This is a genomic window from Bacillus sp. JJ664, from assembly GCF_036962205.1.
In the GTDB taxonomy this organism is placed as follows: domain Bacteria; phylum Bacillota; class Bacilli; order Bacillales; family Bacillaceae_G; genus Gottfriedia.
This window is the reverse complement of the sequence record NZ_JBALMS010000026.1, coordinates 1-20,932: the sequence shown is the minus strand read 5'-3', so window position 1 is coordinate 20,932 and position 20,932 is coordinate 1. Positions and strand designations below refer to the sequence as shown.

The following is a 20,932-nucleotide window of genomic DNA, read 5'->3' as shown; positions in this document are numbered from 1 at the left end:
ATTATAATTTAGTTGTTAGTCAAAAATCGTTTAATGGAGGGAATTTTTATGTCTCAGTTTGAACAATTACTAGAAAAATATGCTGAACTTGCTGTAAAGAGTGGAGTAAATATCGTACCAGGACAAACATTACATATAAACGCACCAATTATTGCTGCTGAATACGTACGTAAGGTTGTAAAATATGCTTATGAAGCAGGAGCTAAGCTTGTAAACATTGATTGGAATGACGACGCAGTTACACGTACGAAATATGAGTTAGCTCCAGATGAAGTATTTGGAGAGTTTCCAGCTTGGAAAGTAACAGCTATGGAAGAGTTAGCTGAAAATGGTGGTGCTGTTCTTTCAGTTATCTCACCAAATCCAGAACTATTAAAAGGAATCGATCCGAAACGAATTGCAACATTCAACAAAACTGCAAATACAGCTTTACATAAGTACCGTGAATATATGATGGCTGATCGTATTCGTTGGTCAATTGTTGCTATTCCATGTAAAGAATGGGCAGAAAAAGTGTATCCAAATGAAAACATTGATAAAGCAATGGAATTACTTTGGGATTCTGTTTTCAAAATTTGCCGCGTTGACAATGAAAACCCAGTTCAAGCTTGGGAAAAACACAATGACTTCTTACAAGAAAAAGTTGTTCAATTAAATGACAAGCGTTATAAAACATTACATTATACTGCACCAGGTACTGATTTAAAACTAGACCTAGTTGATGATCATGTATGGAAAGGTGGAGGAGCAAACAGTGAAGATGGAAAATGGTTCAATCCTAACATTCCAACTGAAGAAGTTTTCTCTATGCCACATAGCCACGGTGTAAATGGTACTGTAACAAGTACGCTTCCTTTAAATTACGGTGGAAATTTAATCGAAAACTTCTCATTAACATTTAAGGATGGTAGTGTAGTTGATTTCACAGCTGAAAAAGGCTATGATACGTTACAACATTTACTAGATACTGATGAGGGAGCTCGTCGTTTAGGTGAAGTAGCTTTAGTACCTCATGATTCTCCAATTTCTAATACAGGATTAATTTTCTTTAACACGTTATATGATGAGAATGCATCTTGTCATTTAGCACTTGGGAAAGCTTATCCGAACAATATGAAAGATGGAGAAAAATTACCTTCTGAAGAGCAAGCAAAAAGAGGTATTAACCAAAGTTTAACTCATGTTGATTTCATGATTGGATCGGCTGAGCTAAACATTGATGGTATTAAAGAAGATGGTACAGTAGAACCAATTATGCGTAATGGAAACTGGGCATTCTGATTTCAAAAAAGATAAGACATCACTTAATTTATTAAGTGGTGTTTTTTTTTTATTCTAATTTGACATGTAGTTTTAAATATATTTGATAGGATTAAGATGTAATTGGTATATAATGGAAGTGGAAATGTGTTCTTGATAACAATCAAATAAATGGAGGTTATTGCATGGATCTTACGTTTGAAATTTATATTAATTCAAAACCTGAGGACATTTGGAATATTTTTATTTCACCTGAAGGTACAAAAGCTATTTTTTTCGGATGTGTATTAAAATCAACATTTGAAGTAGGCACACCTTATGAATATATTGGACCTGGAGCAGATGGAGATGAAACAGTACATGTGTATGGTGAAATACTAGCTTATGAACCATATAAAATGATGAGTTATACAGAGCATGCAGGGCCATCATATCGAGAAAACCATGCAGAACTTGAGACTAGAATAACTTTATACCTTGAAGAGGTAGGAAATTGTACGAAACTTAAACTTGTTAATGACAAGTGGCCGGAAAATCATCCATCATATGAAAATTCGAAATCAAGCTGGCCAATGATCTTGAGTAATGTAAAAACATTAGCAGAAACAGGGAAAACATTGGATTTTGGCTGGTAAGTAAACCATTTTTTCTATTTAAATAGGTAAACACACGGAATAAGACCTCAGACTAAATAGTAGTAGAGGTCTTATTTCGTATTCTCATGTAAATATGTTTAAACCAAGATATGCACTTAAAATACATAATATAGTAGAAAGTAAAACATAAAAAATGGCTATTTTGTATTTTTTAGAAATAAATAATTGAATTGCCTCATAACTAAAAGTTGAAAAGGTTGTGAAACCACCTAAAAACCCCACTCCAAAAAAGAGCCAAATATCAGCTGAAATTTTTCGATCTATATAAAAATGATATGTAATTCCGAGGAACATCGATCCTATGATATTCATAAGAAAGGTACCATATGGAAATGAAGTTTTATTATATTTAGAAATAAAGTTTCCGAGAGCAAATCTAGAAACTGCACCTAAACCACCAAATAAACCAATTATGATCATGAAGATGCACCTACCTTTTTAAGGTAGTACTCTGTTAGTTTATATCCAGAAAAAGATAAGCAGATCCCAACAACCATACTAAAGAGTATATAAAGGAAGCTTACTAAAAATAGTTTTTCATTCATGAGAAGTACATTTTCAAGCGAAAATGTAGAGAATGTTGTAAATGCACCTGTAAAACCTGTGCCAATCAATAAACTATATTCAGGTTTCAAACGAATTTTTGCGAATGGTAAAAATGCACCTAAAAAGAAGCTACCAAGGCAATTAATTAAAAATGTTTGAATAGGAAATCCACTTGATAATGGTTGAATTATGTTACCAACAAAATTTCGAGAGATTGCCCCCAAAAAACCACCTATAAAAACAAATAAATAATACATAAACGAACCTTCACCTCTTTAAAACTATCAATAGAAAAACGCTCCAATTCGGAGCGTTAAGCAAATTTACTTTAGTAAATAAAAATAGCTACCATTACCAAACAACGTGGTTACATGAAAATGCAGCAGGTACATTACACCATGACCGTACACGTCTAGATATTAAAGATGTGATTAATCCAAGTAAAATTAACTTCATTCAAGATACAGTTACAGAAATTAAACCAGAAGATAAGAAAGTTGTTCTTACTCACGGTGAATTAAATTATGACTATTTAGTAATTGGACTTGGTTTCGAATCTGAAACTTTCGGAATCAAAGGATTAAAAGAACATGCATTTTCAATTGCAAGTATTAATGCTGCACGTCAAATTCGTGAGCATATTGACTATAGTTTTTCAAAATATCATAACACGCCAGCTGAAAAACGTGATGAGTTATTAACAATCATCGTTGGTGGTGCTGGATTTACTGGTATTGAGTTTGTTGGTGAATTAGCAAACCGTGTGCCGGAATTATGTAAAGAATATGATATCGACCGTGATTTAGTACGTATTGTATGCGTTGAAGCTGCTCCAATGGTATTACCTGGTTTTGATCCAGAATTAGTTGACTACGCTGTATCACAATTAGAGAAAAAAGGCGTTGAGTTCAAAATTGGTACTGCGATTAAAGAATGTACTGAAGAAGGAATCATCGTTGCTAAAGGTGAAGAAACTGAAGAAATTAAATCAGCAACAGTAGTATGGGCTGCAGGTGTTCGTGGTAATGCTTTAGTTGAGCAAGCTGGCTTTGAAGCAATGCGTGGACGCGTAAAAGTTACAAAAGACATGCGTGTTCCAGGACATGACGATGTATTTATCGTAGGTGATTCTGCTTTATTAATTGATGAAGTGAATAACCGTCCATATCCACCAACTGCACAAATTGCTATTCAACAAGGTTTTAATGTTGCACACAACTTAGCAGTACTAGTTCGCGGAAAAGGTGAGCTAGAGGAATTCACTCCAGATATTAAAGGTACTGTATGTTCATTAGGACATGATGATGCAATTGGTGTAGTATTCGGCAAAAAATTAACTGGTTGGAAAGCTTCATTTATGAAAAAAGTAATTGATAACCGTTACTTATTCGTACTTGGTGGCCCAATGCTAGTTCTTAAAAAAGGTAAATTAAATCTACTTTAAGAAAATAAAGCTCGACATTAGTCGGGCTTTCATTTTGTGTAAGAAAGTTTTTCTGATTATATAATGCTTGATTTTTCGAGGTGCATGTCGAATGGAAGCAAGGTTAGGATAATGTAGTATGCACCACAAGCAGGCGAAGCAACGGAGATAGCGAGCGTTTGTCAAAAGTCTGAAAGCTCGACAGTAGTCGGGCTTTTTCTTTGTAGAAAAGGTGGGAACAAAGCAATGAGTAAAAGAGGTAATGTATGGTTAGCTGTTGCAGGTTTAGTTAAAGACTCTGCTGGTAGATGGTTAGTTGTAAAGAAGAAATATAGTGGACTTAAGGATCTTTGGTCATTACCTGCTGGCTTTGTAAAAGAAGGTGAGACAGTTGACCAGGCTGTTTTAAGAGAGGTAACAGAGGAGACAGGTGTGAACGCTACATGTATCGGTTTAATAGGGGTACGAACTGGTGTCATACGAGAAGAGATCAGTGATAATATGTTAATTTTCTTATTACAAGCAAATGATACGAATATTACGATACAAGAGAAAGAACTATCAGATGCCAAATTTATCTCTGAACAGGAATTACTCGAAGATCCGGCCTCTTCATTATTAATTAAATATTTAATTCAAAATCCACCAAATGAACCTATGGCTGTACATGATGGATTGAATCCTGGAGATCAGTTTCAGTATACTACATATCGTTTTATCAAATGATTAAGAATATACAAAAAATTGACGTTAAGTACAGAAGGTCTTACACTGTAAGTAGAATAATTGTGGGGTGTTTTGGATGGAAATGAGTATTCCAGTTTTACTAATTTCAATTTTATTATTTTTTGTCTTAGCTTTTGGAATTGGTTTTTTAGCAAATATGTTGTTTAGGACAACTTGGTTCATGGTTGTGATTTATCCAATTATTATTGTGATGATTGTAGATAAAATTAATACAACGAAATATTTTACACAAACTTCAAATGCATTTTCGATTTTAAAAACAAATTTATTAGCAGTTGGCATGGGTGATGTAATTATTTTATCAAGTGGCTTAGCTGGTGCGATTATGTCCGGTGTAGTCATTCTTAGTTTAAGAAAAAATGGATATCAAATGTTCTAACTTTCTCATCAATGAGAAAGTTTTTTTTATATTTTTTTTATTTTTGGGAATGATGAAAGAATGAAAAGGAGTGAAATGATTCATTGCGTATAAATAAAAAATTGTTTAGTCAATTGATCATTACTATATTATTCATTCTTGCATTAGTCTCAACAGCTAAAATCGTTTCTAATGCACAATTAGTGAATTTTACGAAGTGGTTCAAACAATCTGCAGAACTTCAACATGTTTATGCAGAAGAAAATTCAAAACAATTTATTAACGAAAAAACGATGGCAACTATTGTGAAAAATATTGAAAAGAATACAAACTGGAGTAGCTATAAGCAAATAACTGTAACTGCAACAGGCTATACTGCAGGAAAGGAATCTACTGGGAAGAATCCAAATGATCAATCTTATGGAATTACGTATTCAGGTGTAGGTGTTAAAAGGGATGTATTTTCAACAATCGCAGCAGATTTAAATGTTTTTCCAATCGGAACGATCTTATTTATTCCGGGCTATGGATATGGTGTTGTAGCTGATAAAGGTGCAGCGGTAAAAGGACATCATTTGGATTTGTATTATCATACTGTAGGAGATGTCTTTGAGCATTGGGGAAAGAAGAGATTAACGGTATATGTTATTAAAAAAGGGTCAGGAAAGTTTACTGAAACTGATTTAAAGACTCTAAATGAGCAAAATTCATTACAAGTATTTAGACAACAAACGAGGAATTAATTTGGATGGAGAATGATGAGTTATGAAAAAAACAGTCTATAGCCAAGTAATTAAAGCACCAATCAATACTGTTTTTGAAGTAGTGAATTCTGATGAACATATGAAAAAATGGCTGGAAGGCTTTGTAGAAAATATTTACGAAGATGATTTCGATTATGAAAATCCAGTTGGTAAAAAGTTTATCCAACGCTTAAAGGAAGATGGGGAAATTCAAGAATACGACGGAGAAGTCCTTTCGTATAATCGACCAAAAGAGCTTGGAATTCGTTTAAAGCACTCATCATTTCAAGTTGACGTTTATTATCGATTTTCTTCAGTTGAAACAAATCAAACCCGTTTAGATTATGAGTGTAATGTAGAAATGTATTCTTCTATGGCGAAGATGGTGGGCTTTCTTTATAGTTGGTTCACAAAGCGAATTCTTACTAAACAAATGAATGATTTAAAGGAATACGCTGAAAAAAGATTCGACGGTATATATTAAATAAGTAATCCCTCTAACTGTTAAGAGTTAGAGGGATTTTTTATGTAAAGGAATTAAAGTTTAGTATGTAGAATTTATTGTATGTGAATTATTTTTAATAAGAGTGAAAGAGCAGTATGATAGGAGTGAGAACATGAGAGGCGGAGAAGTAATGGAAGACAAAATGACTTTAATGAAGGCATTAGGCATGTCGATTGAATCAGTAGAAGAGGGTAAAGTTGTCATGAAGATGGAAGTAACAGAAAATGTACATCAGCCATTTGGTTACTTACATGGTGGTGCATCAGTGGCATTAGCAGAATCAGTTGCAAGTGTTGGTACATTCTCTATGATTGATCAAGAAAATCAATTAGCATTTGGACTCGAAATTAATGCAAATCATTTGCGTTCAGTACGTGATGGATTTGTCACTGCGATTGGTACGGCCGTACATACAGGAAAAACAACAATGGTTTGGGATATTAAAATCTACGATGAAGAAGAACAATTAATCTGTATCTCTAGATGTACAGTCGCTATAAAAGATAAGCGTAAATAGTAAACGAAAGGATGCTTTTCACATGATGTGAAACAGTATCCTTTTTCTTTTTTATACTTTTTAGAATAAAGAAAAATAAGAAACAAGTCTAAATTTCTATAAACTTATGGTAAAATAATTACTGTTGTGTATAAAAGGTTTCATAAGTAACGTGAGACATCCTCTGCAAAAAGGAATATTTCCTTTAGTAGATAAGAAAGGAGACATTTAATGAAAAATATTTATTACACAAGTTACTTTGCGTTTTTATCTATTATTTTGTTTACAGTCGCCATTACATTGAATTTATTCCAATTGACTATAAACTTCTTATCAGTATCAGGTATTCTTCAACCACTAACTGATATAATGCCTGAAAAGGAAATTAGAATATTAACATTTTTAGGTATTTCATTTATTATCTTTTTAGTTTTATGTGGGTTAAAACTAATTACGGATTTATTTTGGCAGTTTGCCTTACTTTTCTTCTCAAAGGATCGTGAGGGGATAGACTTATTGGCAAGTAAAAAATTCTCATATGTATTTATTATAGGTGGACTATTAGCAGTTTTCTTAAATAGCTCGTTATTGTATATTGCAATTGTTCTTCTTGTAACGATTATTGCATTTATTATTTTATTTCTTATTAAGCAATCTGTTAACTTTACAGTGCTTGGTATGATTGGTTTTATCGTTTTTCAATTAGCGATTTGGTCGGTAATAGGAAGTGGCGTAATATATGCTTACTTTACATTATTTGCTGAATTTATCACGGCCTTACCTTTTTAAAGAAATGTCAGGAAATAAAAAAGTAGCACTTTTGATATTCGTCAAAAGTGCTACTTTTTTTGTGACTTATTTTAAGTTTGTTTCTTGTACAATGTCTCTCCACATAATTTGCGGAGGTGGAACAGAGTAATTTTTAGGGATTGGTTGGCTTGGTCGTTTATTCCCAATCCATGTTCCAATTGTATAATTTGAAGTTAATCCCATAAACCATAAATTCGTATTATCATTTGTCGTACCTGTTTTGCCACCAATATAATCTAAAGGCATATTAATACGTCGTGCAGTACCATTTTGTACGACAGAGTGTAACATGCTTCTCATCGTATGAGTTGTATTTGAACTATACACTCTAACTGAGGACGGATTATTTTCATAAACAACTGTACCATCTCTCAACGTGATTCTTTGAATCGCGCTATTTTCATAATATACGCCATCGTTACCAAATGTTGTGTAAGCACTTGTCATTTCTAGTGGCGACATACCAATATCGTATCCACCAAGAGCACGGCCATACTCGTATCGGTCTTTAGCTGATATTTTTTCAAATTTATATTTGTCTAAATAACGATAAGCAACACTTGGTGTAAGCTGTTCATACAATCGAACTGCTGCTGTATTATAAGAATTCTGCATTGCAGTTCGTAAGGAAACATCACCATATTCTTTTCTGCTATCATTCTTCGGGCAATAAGTACCTTTACAGTATTCATTAGCACTTACTTTTGTATCTGGTGTTGCACCTAGATAATCAATATATGGTGCGTACACTAGTAATGGCTTAATCGTAGAGCCAGGTTGTCTAAAGTCCTGATAAGCTCTATTTAGATTTTGAGATTCATAGTTTCTACCACCTGAAAGGGCTATAATTTCATGACTATTATTTCTTATGACGACAGCTGCTCCATCAGTATTAGTTGATAATGTACCTTGGTTTACAGCTTTTACTGTCGCTTCTTGTACATATGGATTTAAACTCGTATAAATACTTAACCCTTGGTTTTGTAAATACGTTACTCTTTCATCAACAGTCTTAAGTTTTCTTAATTCTGCTTGTTGTGCAGCAGTCAATTTAGAAGTTAGGAATTTACCTTTTCTACCAGAAAGTATTTTCTTTAATTCATAATCTACATAAGAATAATAATCTGGATACTCTTGTACTCTACTATCGGTTTTTAACGTAATTTTCTCTTTAATTGCTACATCATATTGCTTAGCTGTTATAATTCCTTGTTCTTTTAGAATACCAAGAATTCTTTCTTGGCGTTTCTTTGAATGATCAAAATTTTTAAATGGATCATACAGAGTTGGGTTATTCGGAATTGTACAAACAAAAGCAGTTTGAGCTAAGCTTAAATCTTTTACTGATTTACTGAAATATGCTTTACTTGCTGCTTCAATTCCATAATTACGATTTGCAAAGTAAATCGTATTAATGTACATCGTTAAAATTTGATCTTTAGAAAATTGCTTCTCTAGTTGAAGTGAAATTTCAATTTCTTTTACTTTTCGTTCAACTGATCGTTCATGCGTTAAATATAGATTACGAGCAAGCTGCTGTGTAATTGTACTAGCTCCTTGTTCTATTCCACTATTTGAGACATTTACCATCATTGCCCTTGCGACACCAAAAAGATCTACCCCTTTGTGAGAATAAAAGTATCGATCTTCTGTTGAAATAAAAATATCTTTAACAAGTTGAGGAATTTCACTACTTTTTAAATTAATTCTATTCTCACCAGAACCTGGAATGTAAAAAGGTTTGTTATTTCGGTCGTAAAAAATACTATTTTGCGACAATGAAATGACTGGCAGTTCTTCAACTGTTTTCTTAGGAATATTTTTAGAGTTCTCGTATGCAAACAAGGCCTTCTCAGATGTGAAATAAAAGACAAGAAAGCTTATTATAATAAAGATAAAACCAATAATTTTTCTCATAATAGCCCTCTATATACTTTCGTATTTTTTGATTCGTTAATACAAATTAAACGAACGTATATTATTTTAACATGAAATTTCATTTAGTTGGTCACTCTTTGTTATTTTTTACACAATGCTGATATATTAATTTAATAAGCAAATATTATGAAAAATGGATATCATACTTGAATAATCACTTAGCATATAAGACAATAGTAAAAAATCAGAAAATATTTATTTTTTCAGGAGGTGAGGTAATGAAAGAGCAGTTCTTGTTTATTGATTTTGAATTTACAATGCCAGATGGTCGATCGAAGGGAATCAAATTTTTTCCTGAAATTATTGAAGTAGGTTTTGTAAGTGTCGTTAATGAAGAAATCAACCAGACCTATTCCTCATTTGTGAAACCAATTCAATTTCCGACCTTATCCTCAAGATGTAAAAGATTTTTAAATATTTCACAGAAAAATGTTGATCAAGGTATCAAGCTTAAAGAGCTTGCAGAAAAACTAAATGATGTAACTAGTCAATACAATACGACCGTTATTACTTGGGGAAATATGGATATGAGAGTACTAAAGCATAACTGTGATGCTGCTAATATTCAATTTCCAATTAAAGGGGAAGTAAGAGACCTTTGTCTAGAGTATAAGACCTTTTTTGGTAATCAAAATCAAACAGGGTTATGGAATGCAATGAAAGAATACGGGAAAGATGGAACAGGGAATCATCATAAAGCATTAGATGACGCACTAACAACGTATCATATTTTTAAATTAGTAGAAAAAGATAAACAATATATGAAGAAGCCTGCACCTGCAACTATTGGTGATATCGTTGATTTTTCTTCATTTAAAAAAAGAATTTCTTCATATTAAAAACCAATTGAAAATTAATCAATTGGTTTTTATTTTGGTTATTACTATGCTTATGTACCATAAATAAGTATAATTGGCAGTGGGAGTGATATAGTAATGATGGAATTCTTATATTTTCCAGAGGATAAAACAGAGTATATACCTGCTGTTATTTCTCTAGTTATTTTTATGATTGGTGCCTTTGCAACTTTTTATTTAATTAAAAAAGCATCTTTAAAAGAAGAGAAACGATTAATGGAAATTGATGAAAAAAACAAATCAAATGAATAAGTTCATTTAGACTGCCCGCCAAACGCTCGCTCTCTTTGTTGCTTCGCCTGCTTGCGATGCTCATTACCGTCAAAGGTAAATTAAGCTCCTCATCAGACATAGCACCTCGAAAGACAAGCATTTGCAATCAGTCAGAGCCTATTAGTTTTTATACTTTGTCTACAAACTGAAATGAATAAATTCTTTTAAAATGGAGACTTACTATATAAGGTCTCTTTTTTTTGAATGATATATCACATTTTCATCACATTTATCTGTTAATCTTTTATGGAAGAAATTTAGGAGGCAATACATATGAAAAAAGTACTTAGTGTATTAATTGCATGTATGATGATCACTGTCGGCTGCTCAAATGGGAAAGAAAAAGAGCAAGAAGTTGAAAAACCATTAGATGTTACTATTCTTTTACCAACGGCTGATATAAATGTTAATAAAGAGATAACGTTCCGAGCGGAAGTTACACAAAATAAAAAAGTTGTTTCAGATGCAGATGAAGTACAATTCGAAATTGGTAAGCAAGGCGAAGATAGTTTAGCCATGCTTGAAGCGGAAAATGGTACAGATGGGATTTACTCAGCTAAATATAAATTTACTGAGCCAGGAGATTTTTACGTTGTTGCTCATATTACTGCAAGGGATCAACATTCAATGCCTAAAAAAGACTTTAAAGTAAATGAGGCGAATTCATCTAAGAGCAAAAGTAGTATAAAAGATGACCATAGTGCTCATGAAGAAGGACACCATCATGGGGAACTTATGATTCATTTAATGGGAACAGAAAAGATTCAAGTAAATAAAGAAAACTTATATACAATTCACATTCAAACAGATGAAGGTGAAGCATTAGACAAAGCAAATGTGCGTATTGAAACTTGGAAAGAAGCAAATGGTAAACATGATTATACAGATGCAAAAGAAGTATCACCGGGTGAATACGAAGTGAAATATACGTTCAAGTCGAACGGAAAGAACTTTATGAAAGTCCATGTTGAAAAAGGTGAACTACACGATCATATTGAAAAAGAAGTAACTGTTAACTAAATAATAGACTAATGCTATCCTTTCATTATAGATTTCAATAAGGATAGCTTCTTTTTTAGATAGAAGGTTAAGTTTGATAGAAGTTTAATTGATAGAAGGTTAAGTAACGGTGGTGATGGGATTGAAGAAAGTATGGATCTGTATGATTGCTCTATCTTGTAGCCTCGCGTTATCAAGCTGCATGAATCTTAAATTAGATGCGATTAGTGTGAAGAAGAACTTAATTATCTCAGTAAATAAAAAAGTAGGAAGTTTAACATTCCTAAATCAAAAAAACTTAAAAAAGGTAACAGATTGGAATTTAAATAGAGAAGTAAGTGGAGCAGCCTTACTTAATAATGGAAAGATAATCGCTGTTTACCATCCTGAAGATCCAATTATTGATTTATATCAACTTTCATCCGGGGAAAAAATGAAAAGTTGGCAAAGTGAAAAAGGGATTACGAATATGGTTTCTTTAAATAGTAAAGACATGGTTGCGGTTTCTAATGGAGAAGAAAATACAATTACGTTTTTTAGCCAAAAAGGAAAAGTAGTAAAAAAATTAAAAGTAGGTAAAAATCCTACTTCAATGATTGAAGATCCAATTCATAACAAGCTATTTGTGAGTTTATTTAATGAAAAAAGAGTAGTAGGAATTAATCTAGATAGCTTAAAAGTAGATCAAACAATCGAAGTGCCGTTAACGTCAAACGGATTATATTTAAATGAGAATTCTTCCGAACTTTATATTGGGGGACATGGAAATGGTGAAGTAGAAAACGAAGATGTGAGAATTTTTTCTACTGTCAGTGGTGAGTTTATAAAAGCCCTTCATACACCTTTAATGCCGATTTCATTCTTTCAAAATAATGATGGGGTGTTTACAATTGCTCACGGAACGAATCAAATTTATAAATTAAATCCGAACATGACTAATCAGAAAGAATTTCTAGAAGTAGGTTCTAATCCTTATTCAGCAATCGGATATCAACATACAGCTTACGTGGCGAGTTATGATTTAAACAAATTGTATGAGATCAATACATCAACAATGAAGATCACAAATGAAGCCGCAGTGGGAAGAGGGCCTTTTCAATTATTATTAAGAGAGGTTAATCATCAATGAGTGAAAGAAAAATATTAATCGTAGATGATGAACAAGAAATTTGCCAATTAGTTGGAATGTATTTAGAGAATAATGGGTATAGTTGGCACCAGGCAAACAATGGAGAAGATGCATTAAAATTAATCAATCAATATAACTATGAACTATTAATATTAGATATTATGATGCCTATTATGGATGGATGGACTCTTTGTAAGAAAATAAGAGAAACACGGGAAGTCCCAGTCATTTTTTTAACTGCAAAAGGGGAAGAATGGGATAAAGTGAGTGGACTAAAAATGGGAGCAGATGATTATATTGTAAAACCATTTAGTCCAGGAGAGTTAATTGCGAGAGTAGACGCTGTTCTTAGAAGGACAAAAAACCATGAAGGTAGTTCAACTTTAATAAAAATAGGAAACATAGAGATTAACGAAAAAGCTAGAAGTGTTTTTGTCACAAACAAAGAACTATCACTTACGTTAAAGGAATATGATTTACTGCTCTTTTTTAGTAAACATCAAGATTATGTTTTCAGTCGTGAACAGATTTTAGAGAAGGTGTGGGGAATCGACTATTTTGGAACTGCTCGAACGGTTGATACTCATATTAAAACTTTAAGAATTAAACTTGGACAAGATGCGGATTATATTTCTACAGTTTGGGGTGTAGGATATAAGTTTGGAATGAATGGATGAAAANNAACATTATATATTCATTTTCATTTTTACAAAAGCTATGGTTAACAATTTGTATAATCGTCATTTGTACAACGATTTTCTTTTTTTTAATGTTTCAATTTGCATATAAACAATTATACGTTTCATATGTACGTTCTACATTGATTCAAGAAGGTGAAAATATAGTAAAGCACTATCACGAGAGTAATATAAAAGATTTTGAGAGATTTGTATCGGAGTTCGAAAAAGTGTCAAATGCGAATGTATTATATGTTAGTAATCCTCGAGATTTAAGTGCATGTATTCCTTATAATGTAAGTCATCAGTCATTTATTACAGAAGATGACAGAGAAACATTATTGCAAGGAAAAGTTATTACAAAAACAGGTTTTGAAGAAAGATTTAAACGCCAAATTATTGGAGTCGTTGTGCCTGTAGTGAAAAAAGAAAAACTTGAAGGGATTATCTATTTACACTTGCCTTTAAGAAGTATTACCGATTTAATTCAACAATCGAAGTGGATCTTTTTTGTTAGTGCACTATTATTTGCAGTAATTGTACTAATCATTGGTAGGAGAATTATCCAGCAAATGATTAAACCATTGTCACGTATGGAACAAATTTCTTACAAAATGGCAAATGGTGATTATACTGAACGAATTCTGCATGATAGTGGGGATGAAGTTGGTAAACTAGCGATCGCATTTAATTCAATGTCAGATTCTTTACAAAAAGAAGATGAAAATAGAAAAGAATTCTTAGCAAATGTTTCTCATGAATTAAGAACTCCGCTTAGTTATGTTAAGGGCTATAGTGAAGCGATTCTTGATGGAGTAGTGAAACCAGAACAGCAAATGAAATATGTAGGCATCATTCAAAAGGAAGCGGGCCGCATGCAAAGACTTGTTCGTGACTTATTAGATTTAGCAACTTTAGATGGTCAAAACATCCCTTTAAGACAAGAGCCGAATGTACTAGCCCAATTAATTGAAGATACCCTCGAAACTTATACACAATTCTTGAAAGAAAAACACATAATTGTGCATAAACGGTTAGATGAATCAATTATTGCGAGTGTTGATCCGGATCGTTTTCAACAGGTTATTCACAATTTACTAGATAATTCAATTCGTTATACGCCTTCAGGTAAATCAATTACGATTACATTAAGACAGAGTAAAAAGGTTGTACTAGAAATTGTAGATCAAGGTAAAGGGGTACCAGAAGAGGAAATTGCTCATTTAGGTGAAAGATTTTATAGAGTAGATAAAGCAAGATCAAGAAACGAAGGTGGAACTGGCCTCGGACTAGCGATTGTTAAGCAAATCATTGAACAACATAATGGGAACATCTCTTTTATGAATATTGAAGGGCAAGGATTAAAAACAATTGTATCTTTGCCATTATTTGAAATGTAAACAAACCTGTAGCAAATTAGCTTCAGGTTTGTTTTTTTATATTTTAGAGGTTAAACAAAATTAGCGATTCGATCATAAATATGCTCCGGAATTTCTTCAGGAATTAAATGGCCAGCTTCTGGATAAGTGACCAAAATAGATTGTTTTAAATCTTGATGTAGTCTTTTTCCGATTTCTAGCGGTACAACCTTATCTTTTTCTCCCCAAATTAGAAGAGTTGGAACAGATATGTTTTGTAAATCAGTTGGACTTAAGTCCCCTTCACGATCCCGAATCATTTTTGTTAGTGCTCTAAAAATTTCATTTTGTAAAAAAGGTTCTTTGTAACCGTTTATCATTTCTTCATCAATTAGATTTTGATTATGTACAACTGAGTTTAGTGAATGCATGATTCCTTGTTTAGTTATTGTTCTCTTTACGTATAGATGGAAAAAAGGAAAATAAGATGAAAGTATTAAATGAGGGTTTGCTTTACCTAAATACCCCGAACTACAAAGTAAAATGACCTTATTTACAAATTCAGGTTTCTTCTTAGCAACATAAAGGCATATTTGTCCACCCATAGAATGACCTACCAAGTTAACTTTATCTAGTTTTAGATGATCTACAAGTGAAATAACCACATTCGCAAAATTATCGTAGGAGTAAGTAAAATTAAGGTGCTTTCCACTTTTACCAAACGGAGGTAAATCAATAACAAGTACAATATGATCTTTTGCGATAAATGGTATCAGTCTGCGGAAGCTAAAACACGATGATAAAAACCCATGTATACATACAAATACCTTGGAATCTTTCTTATCAATATTTTGATACCCATATAGTTCATAATAGACATCCAGTCCAAAGACTTTATAAGTAGATTGGATTGTTTCAGAATGACTCATCATCAAAACTCCTTTCTTAGATTTTGGATTATTATGTCCAAATGAAAGGAGAAAATGCTTTTTTTTAATGATACTCTTTTTATTGGACATTAGTTGAGTCTTTTCAACGAGTACTTACCATAAAAGACAATGGTGCTCGAAAAAGGGTTTAATCAAAATGTTCCTATATTCAGCGCTTTTATTTTTTTAGTTTTTCGTCAATTCTAAATAAAGAAGGAAATTTTAAATAATAGATATAGCCCAACCTTTAAAATGACTATAATACAGTAAGGGTAAATAACAAATATATTTGAAAAGTGCCATGATGTGTTTATGTAGTTGCTTTAAAAGTTGGACTGTGTGTGCTAAAATTTATTTGGATTGAACGAAAATAGGAGTGTTTTTAATGGCACAAAACTACAATATTGGGAAAGTCTACACTGGAAAAGTAACTGGAATTCAGACGTATGGTGCCTTTATATCACTTGATCACCAAACTCAAGGACTAGTCCATATATCCGAAATTATTAATGGCTATGTTCGTGATATTCGAGATTATATCTCTGTCGGGCAAACAGTGAATGTACGTGTACTGTCTATTGACGAGATGACCGGGAAAATAAGTTTATCTTTAAAAGGAGCAAGTCTTGATCAAGGGGTAAATGGTGATGAGAATTTAAAACATGCGGCAAGGCTGTTAAGAGAATTAAAACCAGATGGGTTTAGTACATTGAACAAAAAGTTAAATGAATGGATCCATGTTGAAATGAAAAAAGAGAATATGACAAATTAAAAAGGAAGGGTTTTTCCCTTCCTTTTTAATTTGAAAATGTATCATTAAATATCGTTCGTTTCAGGGTGTGTACCTAGCTCTTCAGAAGGTTTGAATAACAAGCCAAGGTTAATTAAACCTGAAATACCAACGATACCGTATATTATTCGAGCAAAGGCAGAATCTGCTCCGCCAAATATAGCAGCAACTAAGTCAAATTGGAAAAAACCAATTAATCCCCAATTGATTGCCCCAATAATTGTGAAGATAAGTGCAATACGTTGTAGAGTACTCATTAAAGTTTACCTCCTTTTTCATTACCTTCTAACATATTTTCTCTCATTCTTTTGAGATTATGTAATGAACAAAAAAATAATTTTCAATACGAATAAGTGAATGTTAAAAAATTCACAAATATTTAAGTGTAGATACTTGCTTTGAATATTATATTTCGGTACATTGTAAAGTATAAATTATTTTAGGAGGTTTCAAATGACTTCTCATATCAAATTTGATTATTCAAAAGCGAAATCATTTTTTCAAGAACATGAACTTACATATTTAAGAGATGCAGTAAAATTATTTCATCATACGATTCATGAAAAAACAGGTGCTGGTAATGACTACTTAGGTTGGGTAGACTTACCGAATGAATATGATCAAAATGAATTCTCTCGTATTCAAAAAGCTGCGAATAAAATTAAATCAGATTCAGACGTACTTTTAGTCATTGGAATCGGTGGGTCTTATTTAGGGGCTCGTGCTGCAATCGAAATGCTTCAAAATTCATTTTTCAATATAACATCGAAGGTAGAAAGAAAAGCGCCACAAGTGTTCTTCGTTGGAAATAATATTAGTTCTACATACATGCATGATTTAATTGAACTGTTAAAAGACAAAGACTTTTCGATTAATGTTATATCTAAGTCTGGTACAACAACTGAGCCTGCAATTGCATTCCGTATCTTTAGAAAGTTATTAGAAGAAAAATATGGTGCGGAAGAAGCGAAAGCTCGTATTTATGCAACAACTGATAAAGCTAGAGGTGCTTTAAAAACAGTAGCAGATGAAAAAGGATACGAAACATTTGTCATTCCTGATGATGTTGGCGGGAGATATTCTGTTCTAACAGCAGTAGGATTATTACCAATTGCTGCTGCTGGATTAGATATTGAACAGATGATGAAAGGTGCTCAAAGTGCACTAAATGAATATAATTCTTCTGAGTTAGAAGATAATCAAGCGTATCAATACGCAGTAGTACGTAATGTTTTATATAGCAAAGGTAAAACGATTGAAATGCTTGTGAATTATGAGCCTTCACTTCAATACTTTGGTGAATGGTGGAAGCAGCTGTTTGGCGAAAGTGAAGGAAAAGATCAAAAAGGGATTTTCCCATCTTCTGCAAACTTCTCAACCGATTTACATTCTTTAGGACAATATATTCAAGAAGGTCGTCGTGACTTGTTTGAAACAGTCATTAATGTTGAAAGTGCTCGTCACGAATTAACGATTGAACTTGAAGATAATGATTCAGATGGTTTAAACTATCTAGCAGGTAAGTCTGTGGACTTCGTTAACAAAAAAGCTTTTGAAGGCACAATTTTAGCGCATGCAGATGGTGGTGTACCAAGTTTAGTTGTTAATTTACCTAAATTAGATGAGTATACTTTTGGTTATACTGTTTATTTCTTTGAATTAGCGTGTGCGATGAGCGGTTATTTATTAGGGGTGAATCCGTTTGATCAACCTGGTGTAGAAGCATATAAGAAAAACATGTTTGCACTATTAGGTAAGCCTGGATTTGAAGAATTAAAAATGCAATTAGAAGAGCGTTTAAAATAATATAGAAGAAACCGTTGTTAATTTTTTAACAACGGTTTTTTATTTTCTTCCTACAAAAGTGATAAGTTATTCAAAATTTGCTTTAATTTAACGTTCATGTTTTTACGTTCTTGGAAAATACTATCTATAAAAAGGAGGAGAAAAAGAATGTATCCTTTAGAATCAAAGCTAGAAAATCAAACATTTGTACTGAATCATATTGAAGAAAATTTAAAAAGTCATGGATTTGTTATCGGACCCAATTGGGATTTCGATCATGGTAGTTTTGATTTACTAATGGCAAATGACCATGGATATCAATATTTGCGATTACCTTTTAAAGTAACATCTGGATCATTAGATGTGGATGGTGCGGTTATTCAATTTAAAACACCTTACTTGTTAACACATGTTTATAATAAAGGTTTAGATGATAATGTCGGTATTGAAGGAAATGTAACAGCTTCGATCAATCAATTCCAAGAGCCAATTGAACCAGATGCAAATGTACCAGGAAAGTATCAAAAAAAGGGTAGAGAAATTCTCAAATCAGTTGAATCTTACTTAACTTAAGTAGAAAAAGAGCCATCCTCAATTGAAATGGCTCTTTTTTGTGTACTTATGTAATTCAAACTAGAGAAATAAGTAAATCATTTTCTTCAATCTTCAACGTATTTTCAGGTCTAATCAACGTGTTTTTATTTCTGACAACGCCAATAACAATTTTGTTATTGTTCATCTCTTCTATAACAATGTCATAAAAAAATTGGCCAATCATGTGTCGATCTACTTCAATCATTTTAACAGTCAAATTCTCAAGTTGGTTTGATAGTTTAAGGAGTACATCTGAATACCCTTTATGAACGATTGACCCTGCCATGACAAATGATGTTAACAAATTTACTTCAATAATTTCATCTGCTCCAGCTCTTGTTGCATTGATAACTTGATTTTTTGTTAAAATTTCAGCAATACAATTTATCGATGATGTCACACCTTTAGCTGCGATGATTGTTAAGATTGTTTGCATGTCGGCATCATGTTCATTTTTATTCTGATCAGCGGTAATTAGTATGGTATGTGCTGATCGTATATTTGCTTTTTCTAAAATAGGGTCGCTTGCTCCACTTCCCTTTACAAAATGTACTTTTTCTAAATCAGGCGGTAATAATTCTAAACTTTCATCAATTAGTACAATATGTGTTGAATTTGACGTTTCGCGTAATTGTTTTATGACATTTTTAACACGTTCATTCCATCCAACTATTATGATGTGATTTTTTTTAGAAAATGTAAGTGTTCCTTTAAAATCGGCATCCTGATTTCGAAATGCCTGTGCTGAAAAAGAAATCATGTAATACGATCCTAGTCCTGTTCCAAGTAGAATTAAGACAACAGCAAAAAAACGACCGACAGGGGAGAATGGAACATAATCACCATAACCAACTGTAAATGTTGTCACTAATGACCACCAGAGTCCATCCCAAACTGTTGGGAAAGTAAATGGTTCTGCAAAGTGTATAATGACACCAAAAGCAACGATCAGTGTAATTAAGATGAACGTAACTTTAAAAAGCGTATAGGATTTAAAATAAGTAGGTGTGTTACGAAATACTTTCAAGTGCATTCCTCCATCACTATCTCGTAACACTTATTTTTACCAATTAAATGTAAGTTATCACTATTAAATACTCTCTATTTCAATTCCTCGAACGTTTTCGATTTGTTCAATATCATAATAAATTTCAGTTGTTCTTCGTTTATTGAAAACTAAAAGCTTCATTTGGACATAATGCTCGTCATTACTTAGTCCTTTAATCTTAATATTTTTCACTGTAATTTCTTGTGCATTAATTTGATCAATTACGGTATTAATGTTCTCTATCCCGTTAACAATCATCTTTAAAATGATATCTCGTTCTTTTAATCTCTTTGGTCCAAGTTTACTAATTAAATATGGAATCAACTCTACACTTATAATTAGTAAGCCTACGCCAGCTAAGGCTTCTAAATAAAAACCTGCCCCTACGATAATTCCAATTCCGGAAGCTCCCCAAATCATTGCAGCTGTCGTTAAACCTGCAATCGTATCATTACCTCTGCGCAAGATTACTCCCGCACCAACAAAACCAATCCCTGATACAATTTGAGCAGGTAATCGTAATGGATCCATTGTGATGTTTAAGAAATCACTACTTGGAAAATTATAAGCTGAGCTTATCGATACGATTGTTAATAGACAGCTCATAATAGAAATAACGAGACATGTCTTTAATCCAAGTGGTTTTCTTTTTAATTCTCTTTCTAGACCGATAATGGAACCTAACATGGCTGAAATGAGTAATTTAATAAAAATATCTGGGTGTAGCTCCATAATGAAAACTCCTTTTTCTATATAGTTTATGCGTAATTCGACATCTCTTATTACTCTTCCTTTATTAAATGAAAAACTTTTAACCTTTTTTTTAAAAAAAATAGTAAAAAAGACTTGTCATGAAGAAAACATGATGTTATATTAATATACGTCGCCAAGAAGACGCGACAAATTAACAAAATGAAGTTATGAAAAATACTTCAAAAATAATGTTGACTCTCAAATGAAGAGATGTTAATATAAGAAAGTCGCCAATGACGCGACGAAGTGAACTTTGAA

The 20,932-nt window shown here is 32.5% G+C and carries 25 protein-coding genes; 18 read left to right on the top strand and 7 right to left on the bottom strand.

Going from position 1 to position 20,932, the window contains the following annotated elements; translation table 11 throughout:
- Nucleotides 1-48 precede the first annotated feature (48 nt).
- Both V7056_RS04180 and V7056_RS04175 read left to right on the top strand, forming a co-directional pair.
- Entirely contained in the window at nt 49-1,281 is a 1,233-nt protein-coding gene (locus tag V7056_RS04180) for an aminopeptidase (RefSeq protein ID WP_499699553.1), read from the top strand.
- Between the two features lie 164 nt (nt 1,282-1,445).
- Entirely contained in the window at nt 1,446-1,895 is a 450-nt protein-coding gene (locus V7056_RS04175) for an SRPBCC family protein (protein ID WP_499699551.1), read from the top strand.
- A gap of 84 nt (nt 1,896-1,979) precedes the next feature.
- On the opposite strand, the gene crcB (V7056_RS04170) is transcribed toward V7056_RS04175, so the two are convergent.
- Complete coding sequence (crcB, locus tag V7056_RS04170) at nt 1,980-2,336, bottom strand: fluoride efflux transporter CrcB (RefSeq protein WP_499699549.1); 357 nt, start codon at nt 2,334-2,336, stop codon at nt 1,980-1,982.
- Entirely contained in the window at nt 2,333-2,719 is a 387-nt protein-coding gene (gene crcB / locus V7056_RS04165; protein ID WP_499699547.1) for a fluoride efflux transporter CrcB, read from the bottom strand. Before crcB (V7056_RS04165) ends, crcB (V7056_RS04170) begins: the two co-directional genes overlap by 4 nt.
- A 26-nt stretch (nt 2,720-2,745) precedes the next feature.
- Between crcB (V7056_RS04165) and V7056_RS04160 the strand changes: the two genes are divergently transcribed.
- The 7 genes from V7056_RS04160 to V7056_RS04130 all read left to right on the top strand — a co-directional run bounded on the left by V7056_RS04160 (nt 2,746) and on the right by V7056_RS04130 (nt 7,523).
- Nucleotides 2,746-3,906: an NAD(P)/FAD-dependent oxidoreductase gene (locus V7056_RS04160; RefSeq protein WP_499699643.1), complete on the top strand. Its 1,161-nt coding sequence runs from the start codon at nt 2,746-2,748 to the stop codon at nt 3,904-3,906.
- Nucleotides 3,907-4,131: 225 nt separating this feature from the next.
- Nucleotides 4,132-4,611, top strand: a complete 480-nt coding sequence (locus V7056_RS04155) for an NUDIX domain-containing protein (protein WP_499699545.1) — start codon at nt 4,132-4,134, stop codon at nt 4,609-4,611.
- An 82-nt stretch (nt 4,612-4,693) separates the two neighbouring features.
- Entirely contained in the window at nt 4,694-5,011 is a 318-nt protein-coding gene (locus V7056_RS04150) for a YuiB family protein (RefSeq protein WP_499699641.1), read from the top strand.
- 89 nt (nt 5,012-5,100) lie between these two features.
- The gene (locus V7056_RS04145) at nt 5,101-5,733 is read left to right on the top strand and encodes a 3D domain-containing protein (protein ID WP_499699639.1); all 633 of its coding nucleotides are present in this window, start codon (nt 5,101-5,103) and stop codon (nt 5,731-5,733) included.
- 22 nt (nt 5,734-5,755) lie between these two features.
- Nucleotides 5,756-6,217 carry an SRPBCC family protein gene (locus V7056_RS04140; protein WP_499699544.1) on the top strand — a complete coding sequence of 154 codons (462 nt, stop codon included), beginning with the start codon at nt 5,756-5,758 and terminating at the stop codon, nt 6,215-6,217.
- A gap of 163 nt (nt 6,218-6,380) precedes the next feature.
- The gene (locus V7056_RS04135) at nt 6,381-6,755 is read left to right on the top strand and encodes a hotdog fold thioesterase (protein WP_499699637.1); all 375 of its coding nucleotides are present in this window, start codon (nt 6,381-6,383) and stop codon (nt 6,753-6,755) included.
- Between the two features lie 210 nt (nt 6,756-6,965).
- Entirely contained in the window at nt 6,966-7,523 is a 558-nt protein-coding gene (locus tag V7056_RS04130) for a DUF5366 family protein (protein WP_499699542.1), read from the top strand.
- A gap of 66 nt (nt 7,524-7,589) precedes the next feature.
- On the opposite strand, the gene V7056_RS04125 is transcribed toward V7056_RS04130, so the two are convergent.
- Entirely contained in the window at nt 7,590-9,461 is a 1,872-nt protein-coding gene (locus V7056_RS04125) for a transglycosylase domain-containing protein (protein WP_499699540.1), read from the bottom strand.
- A 239-nt stretch (nt 9,462-9,700) separates the two neighbouring features.
- On the opposite strand from V7056_RS04125, the gene kapD reads away from it, so the two are divergent.
- The 6 genes from kapD (at nt 9,701) to V7056_RS04095 (ending at nt 14,817) form a co-directional block, all read left to right on the top strand.
- A complete protein-coding gene (gene kapD, locus V7056_RS04120) occupies nt 9,701-10,321 on the top strand; it encodes a 3'-5' exonuclease KapD (protein WP_499699539.1) in 621 nt (206 codons plus the stop codon).
- Between the two features lie 96 nt (nt 10,322-10,417).
- A complete protein-coding gene (locus V7056_RS04115) occupies nt 10,418-10,591 on the top strand; it encodes a hypothetical protein (RefSeq protein WP_499699537.1) in 174 nt (57 codons plus the stop codon).
- Nucleotides 10,592-10,885: 294 nt separating this feature from the next.
- The gene (locus tag V7056_RS04110) at nt 10,886-11,632 is read left to right on the top strand and encodes a FixH family protein (protein ID WP_499699535.1); all 747 of its coding nucleotides are present in this window, start codon (nt 10,886-10,888) and stop codon (nt 11,630-11,632) included.
- Nucleotides 11,633-11,753: 121 nt separating this feature from the next.
- Nucleotides 11,754-12,740 (top strand): YncE family protein, encoded by a 987-nt coding sequence (locus tag V7056_RS04105; protein ID WP_499699534.1) that lies wholly within the window; start codon nt 11,754-11,756, stop codon nt 12,738-12,740.
- Entirely contained in the window at nt 12,737-13,417 is a 681-nt protein-coding gene (locus tag V7056_RS04100) for a response regulator transcription factor (protein WP_499699532.1), read from the top strand. The genes V7056_RS04105 and V7056_RS04100 overlap by 4 nt, the downstream gene beginning before the upstream one ends.
- Complete coding sequence (locus V7056_RS04095; protein WP_499699530.1) at nt 13,414-14,817, top strand: sensor histidine kinase; 1,404 nt, start codon at nt 13,414-13,416, stop codon at nt 14,815-14,817. Before V7056_RS04100 ends, V7056_RS04095 begins: the two co-directional genes overlap by 4 nt.
- Before the next feature lie 50 nt (nt 14,818-14,867).
- Here V7056_RS04095 and V7056_RS04090 read toward each other — a convergent pair whose 3' ends face one another.
- Nucleotides 14,868-15,704 carry an alpha/beta fold hydrolase gene (locus V7056_RS04090; protein WP_499699529.1) on the bottom strand — a complete coding sequence of 279 codons (837 nt, stop codon included), beginning with the start codon at nt 15,702-15,704 and terminating at the stop codon, nt 14,868-14,870.
- Nucleotides 15,705-16,089: 385 nt separating this feature from the next.
- On the opposite strand from V7056_RS04090, the gene V7056_RS04085 reads away from it, so the two are divergent.
- Nucleotides 16,090-16,476, top strand: coding sequence for a CvfD/Ygs/GSP13 family RNA-binding post-transcriptional regulator (locus V7056_RS04085; RefSeq protein WP_499699527.1), 387 nt, complete (start codon nt 16,090-16,092; stop codon nt 16,474-16,476).
- Between the two features lie 44 nt (nt 16,477-16,520).
- Here V7056_RS04085 and V7056_RS04080 read toward each other — a convergent pair whose 3' ends face one another.
- Nucleotides 16,521-16,751, bottom strand: coding sequence for a DUF378 domain-containing protein (locus V7056_RS04080; protein ID WP_107901554.1), 231 nt, complete (start codon nt 16,749-16,751; stop codon nt 16,521-16,523).
- Nucleotides 16,752-16,947: 196 nt separating this feature from the next.
- Between V7056_RS04080 and V7056_RS04075 the strand changes: the two genes are divergently transcribed.
- Nucleotides 16,948-18,300 carry a glucose-6-phosphate isomerase gene (locus V7056_RS04075; RefSeq protein WP_499699526.1) on the top strand — a complete coding sequence of 451 codons (1,353 nt, stop codon included), beginning with the start codon at nt 16,948-16,950 and terminating at the stop codon, nt 18,298-18,300.
- 147 nt (nt 18,301-18,447) lie between these two features.
- Complete coding sequence (locus tag V7056_RS04070; RefSeq protein ID WP_499699524.1) at nt 18,448-18,852, top strand: YugN-like family protein; 405 nt, start codon at nt 18,448-18,450, stop codon at nt 18,850-18,852.
- A 55-nt stretch (nt 18,853-18,907) separates the two neighbouring features.
- Here the strand turns inward: V7056_RS04070 and V7056_RS04065 are convergent, their stop codons facing one another.
- The gene (locus V7056_RS04065) at nt 18,908-19,900 is read right to left on the bottom strand and encodes a potassium channel family protein (protein WP_499699522.1); all 993 of its coding nucleotides are present in this window, start codon (nt 19,898-19,900) and stop codon (nt 18,908-18,910) included.
- 63 nt (nt 19,901-19,963) lie between these two features.
- Nucleotides 19,964-20,653 (bottom strand): MgtC/SapB family protein, encoded by a 690-nt coding sequence (locus V7056_RS04060; protein ID WP_499699521.1) that lies wholly within the window; start codon nt 20,651-20,653, stop codon nt 19,964-19,966.
- Nucleotides 20,654-20,932 lie beyond the last annotated feature (279 nt).

Excerpts from the sequence above, each read along its gene's own strand:
- V7056_RS04180 (WP_499699553.1), top strand. The coding sequence starts at position 49 with ATGTCTCAGTTTGAACAATTACTAGAAAAATATGCTGAACTTGCTGTA.
- V7056_RS04175 (WP_499699551.1), top strand. The coding sequence starts at position 1,446 with ATGGATCTTACGTTTGAAATTTATATTAATTCAAAACCTGAGGACATT.
- crcB (WP_499699549.1), bottom strand. The coding sequence starts at position 2,336 with ATGATCATAATTGGTTTATTTGGTGGTTTAGGTGCAGTTTCTAGATTT.
- crcB (WP_499699547.1), bottom strand. The coding sequence starts at position 2,719 with ATGTATTATTTATTTGTTTTTATAGGTGGTTTTTTGGGGGCAATCTCT.
- V7056_RS04155 (WP_499699545.1), top strand. The coding sequence starts at position 4,132 with ATGAGTAAAAGAGGTAATGTATGGTTAGCTGTTGCAGGTTTAGTTAAA.
- V7056_RS04150 (WP_499699641.1), top strand. The coding sequence starts at position 4,694 with ATGAGTATTCCAGTTTTACTAATTTCAATTTTATTATTTTTTGTCTTA.
- V7056_RS04140 (WP_499699544.1), top strand. The coding sequence starts at position 5,756 with ATGAAAAAAACAGTCTATAGCCAAGTAATTAAAGCACCAATCAATACT.
- V7056_RS04135 (WP_499699637.1), top strand. The coding sequence starts at position 6,381 with ATGACTTTAATGAAGGCATTAGGCATGTCGATTGAATCAGTAGAAGAG.
- V7056_RS04130 (WP_499699542.1), top strand. The coding sequence starts at position 6,966 with ATGAAAAATATTTATTACACAAGTTACTTTGCGTTTTTATCTATTATT.
- V7056_RS04125 (WP_499699540.1), bottom strand. The coding sequence starts at position 9,461 with ATGAGAAAAATTATTGGTTTTATCTTTATTATAATAAGCTTTCTTGTC.
- kapD (WP_499699539.1), top strand. The coding sequence starts at position 9,701 with ATGAAAGAGCAGTTCTTGTTTATTGATTTTGAATTTACAATGCCAGAT.
- V7056_RS04115 (WP_499699537.1), top strand. The coding sequence starts at position 10,418 with ATGATGGAATTCTTATATTTTCCAGAGGATAAAACAGAGTATATACCT.
- V7056_RS04110 (WP_499699535.1), top strand. The coding sequence starts at position 10,886 with ATGAAAAAAGTACTTAGTGTATTAATTGCATGTATGATGATCACTGTC.
- V7056_RS04100 (WP_499699532.1), top strand. The coding sequence starts at position 12,737 with ATGAGTGAAAGAAAAATATTAATCGTAGATGATGAACAAGAAATTTGC.
- V7056_RS04090 (WP_499699529.1), bottom strand. The coding sequence starts at position 15,704 with ATGAGTCATTCTGAAACAATCCAATCTACTTATAAAGTCTTTGGACTG.
- V7056_RS04085 (WP_499699527.1), top strand. The coding sequence starts at position 16,090 with ATGGCACAAAACTACAATATTGGGAAAGTCTACACTGGAAAAGTAACT.
- V7056_RS04080 (WP_107901554.1), bottom strand. The coding sequence starts at position 16,751 with ATGAGTACTCTACAACGTATTGCACTTATCTTCACAATTATTGGGGCA.
- V7056_RS04075 (WP_499699526.1), top strand. The coding sequence starts at position 16,948 with ATGACTTCTCATATCAAATTTGATTATTCAAAAGCGAAATCATTTTTT.
- V7056_RS04070 (WP_499699524.1), top strand. The coding sequence starts at position 18,448 with ATGTATCCTTTAGAATCAAAGCTAGAAAATCAAACATTTGTACTGAAT.
- V7056_RS04060 (WP_499699521.1), bottom strand. The coding sequence starts at position 20,653 with ATGGAGCTACACCCAGATATTTTTATTAAATTACTCATTTCAGCCATG.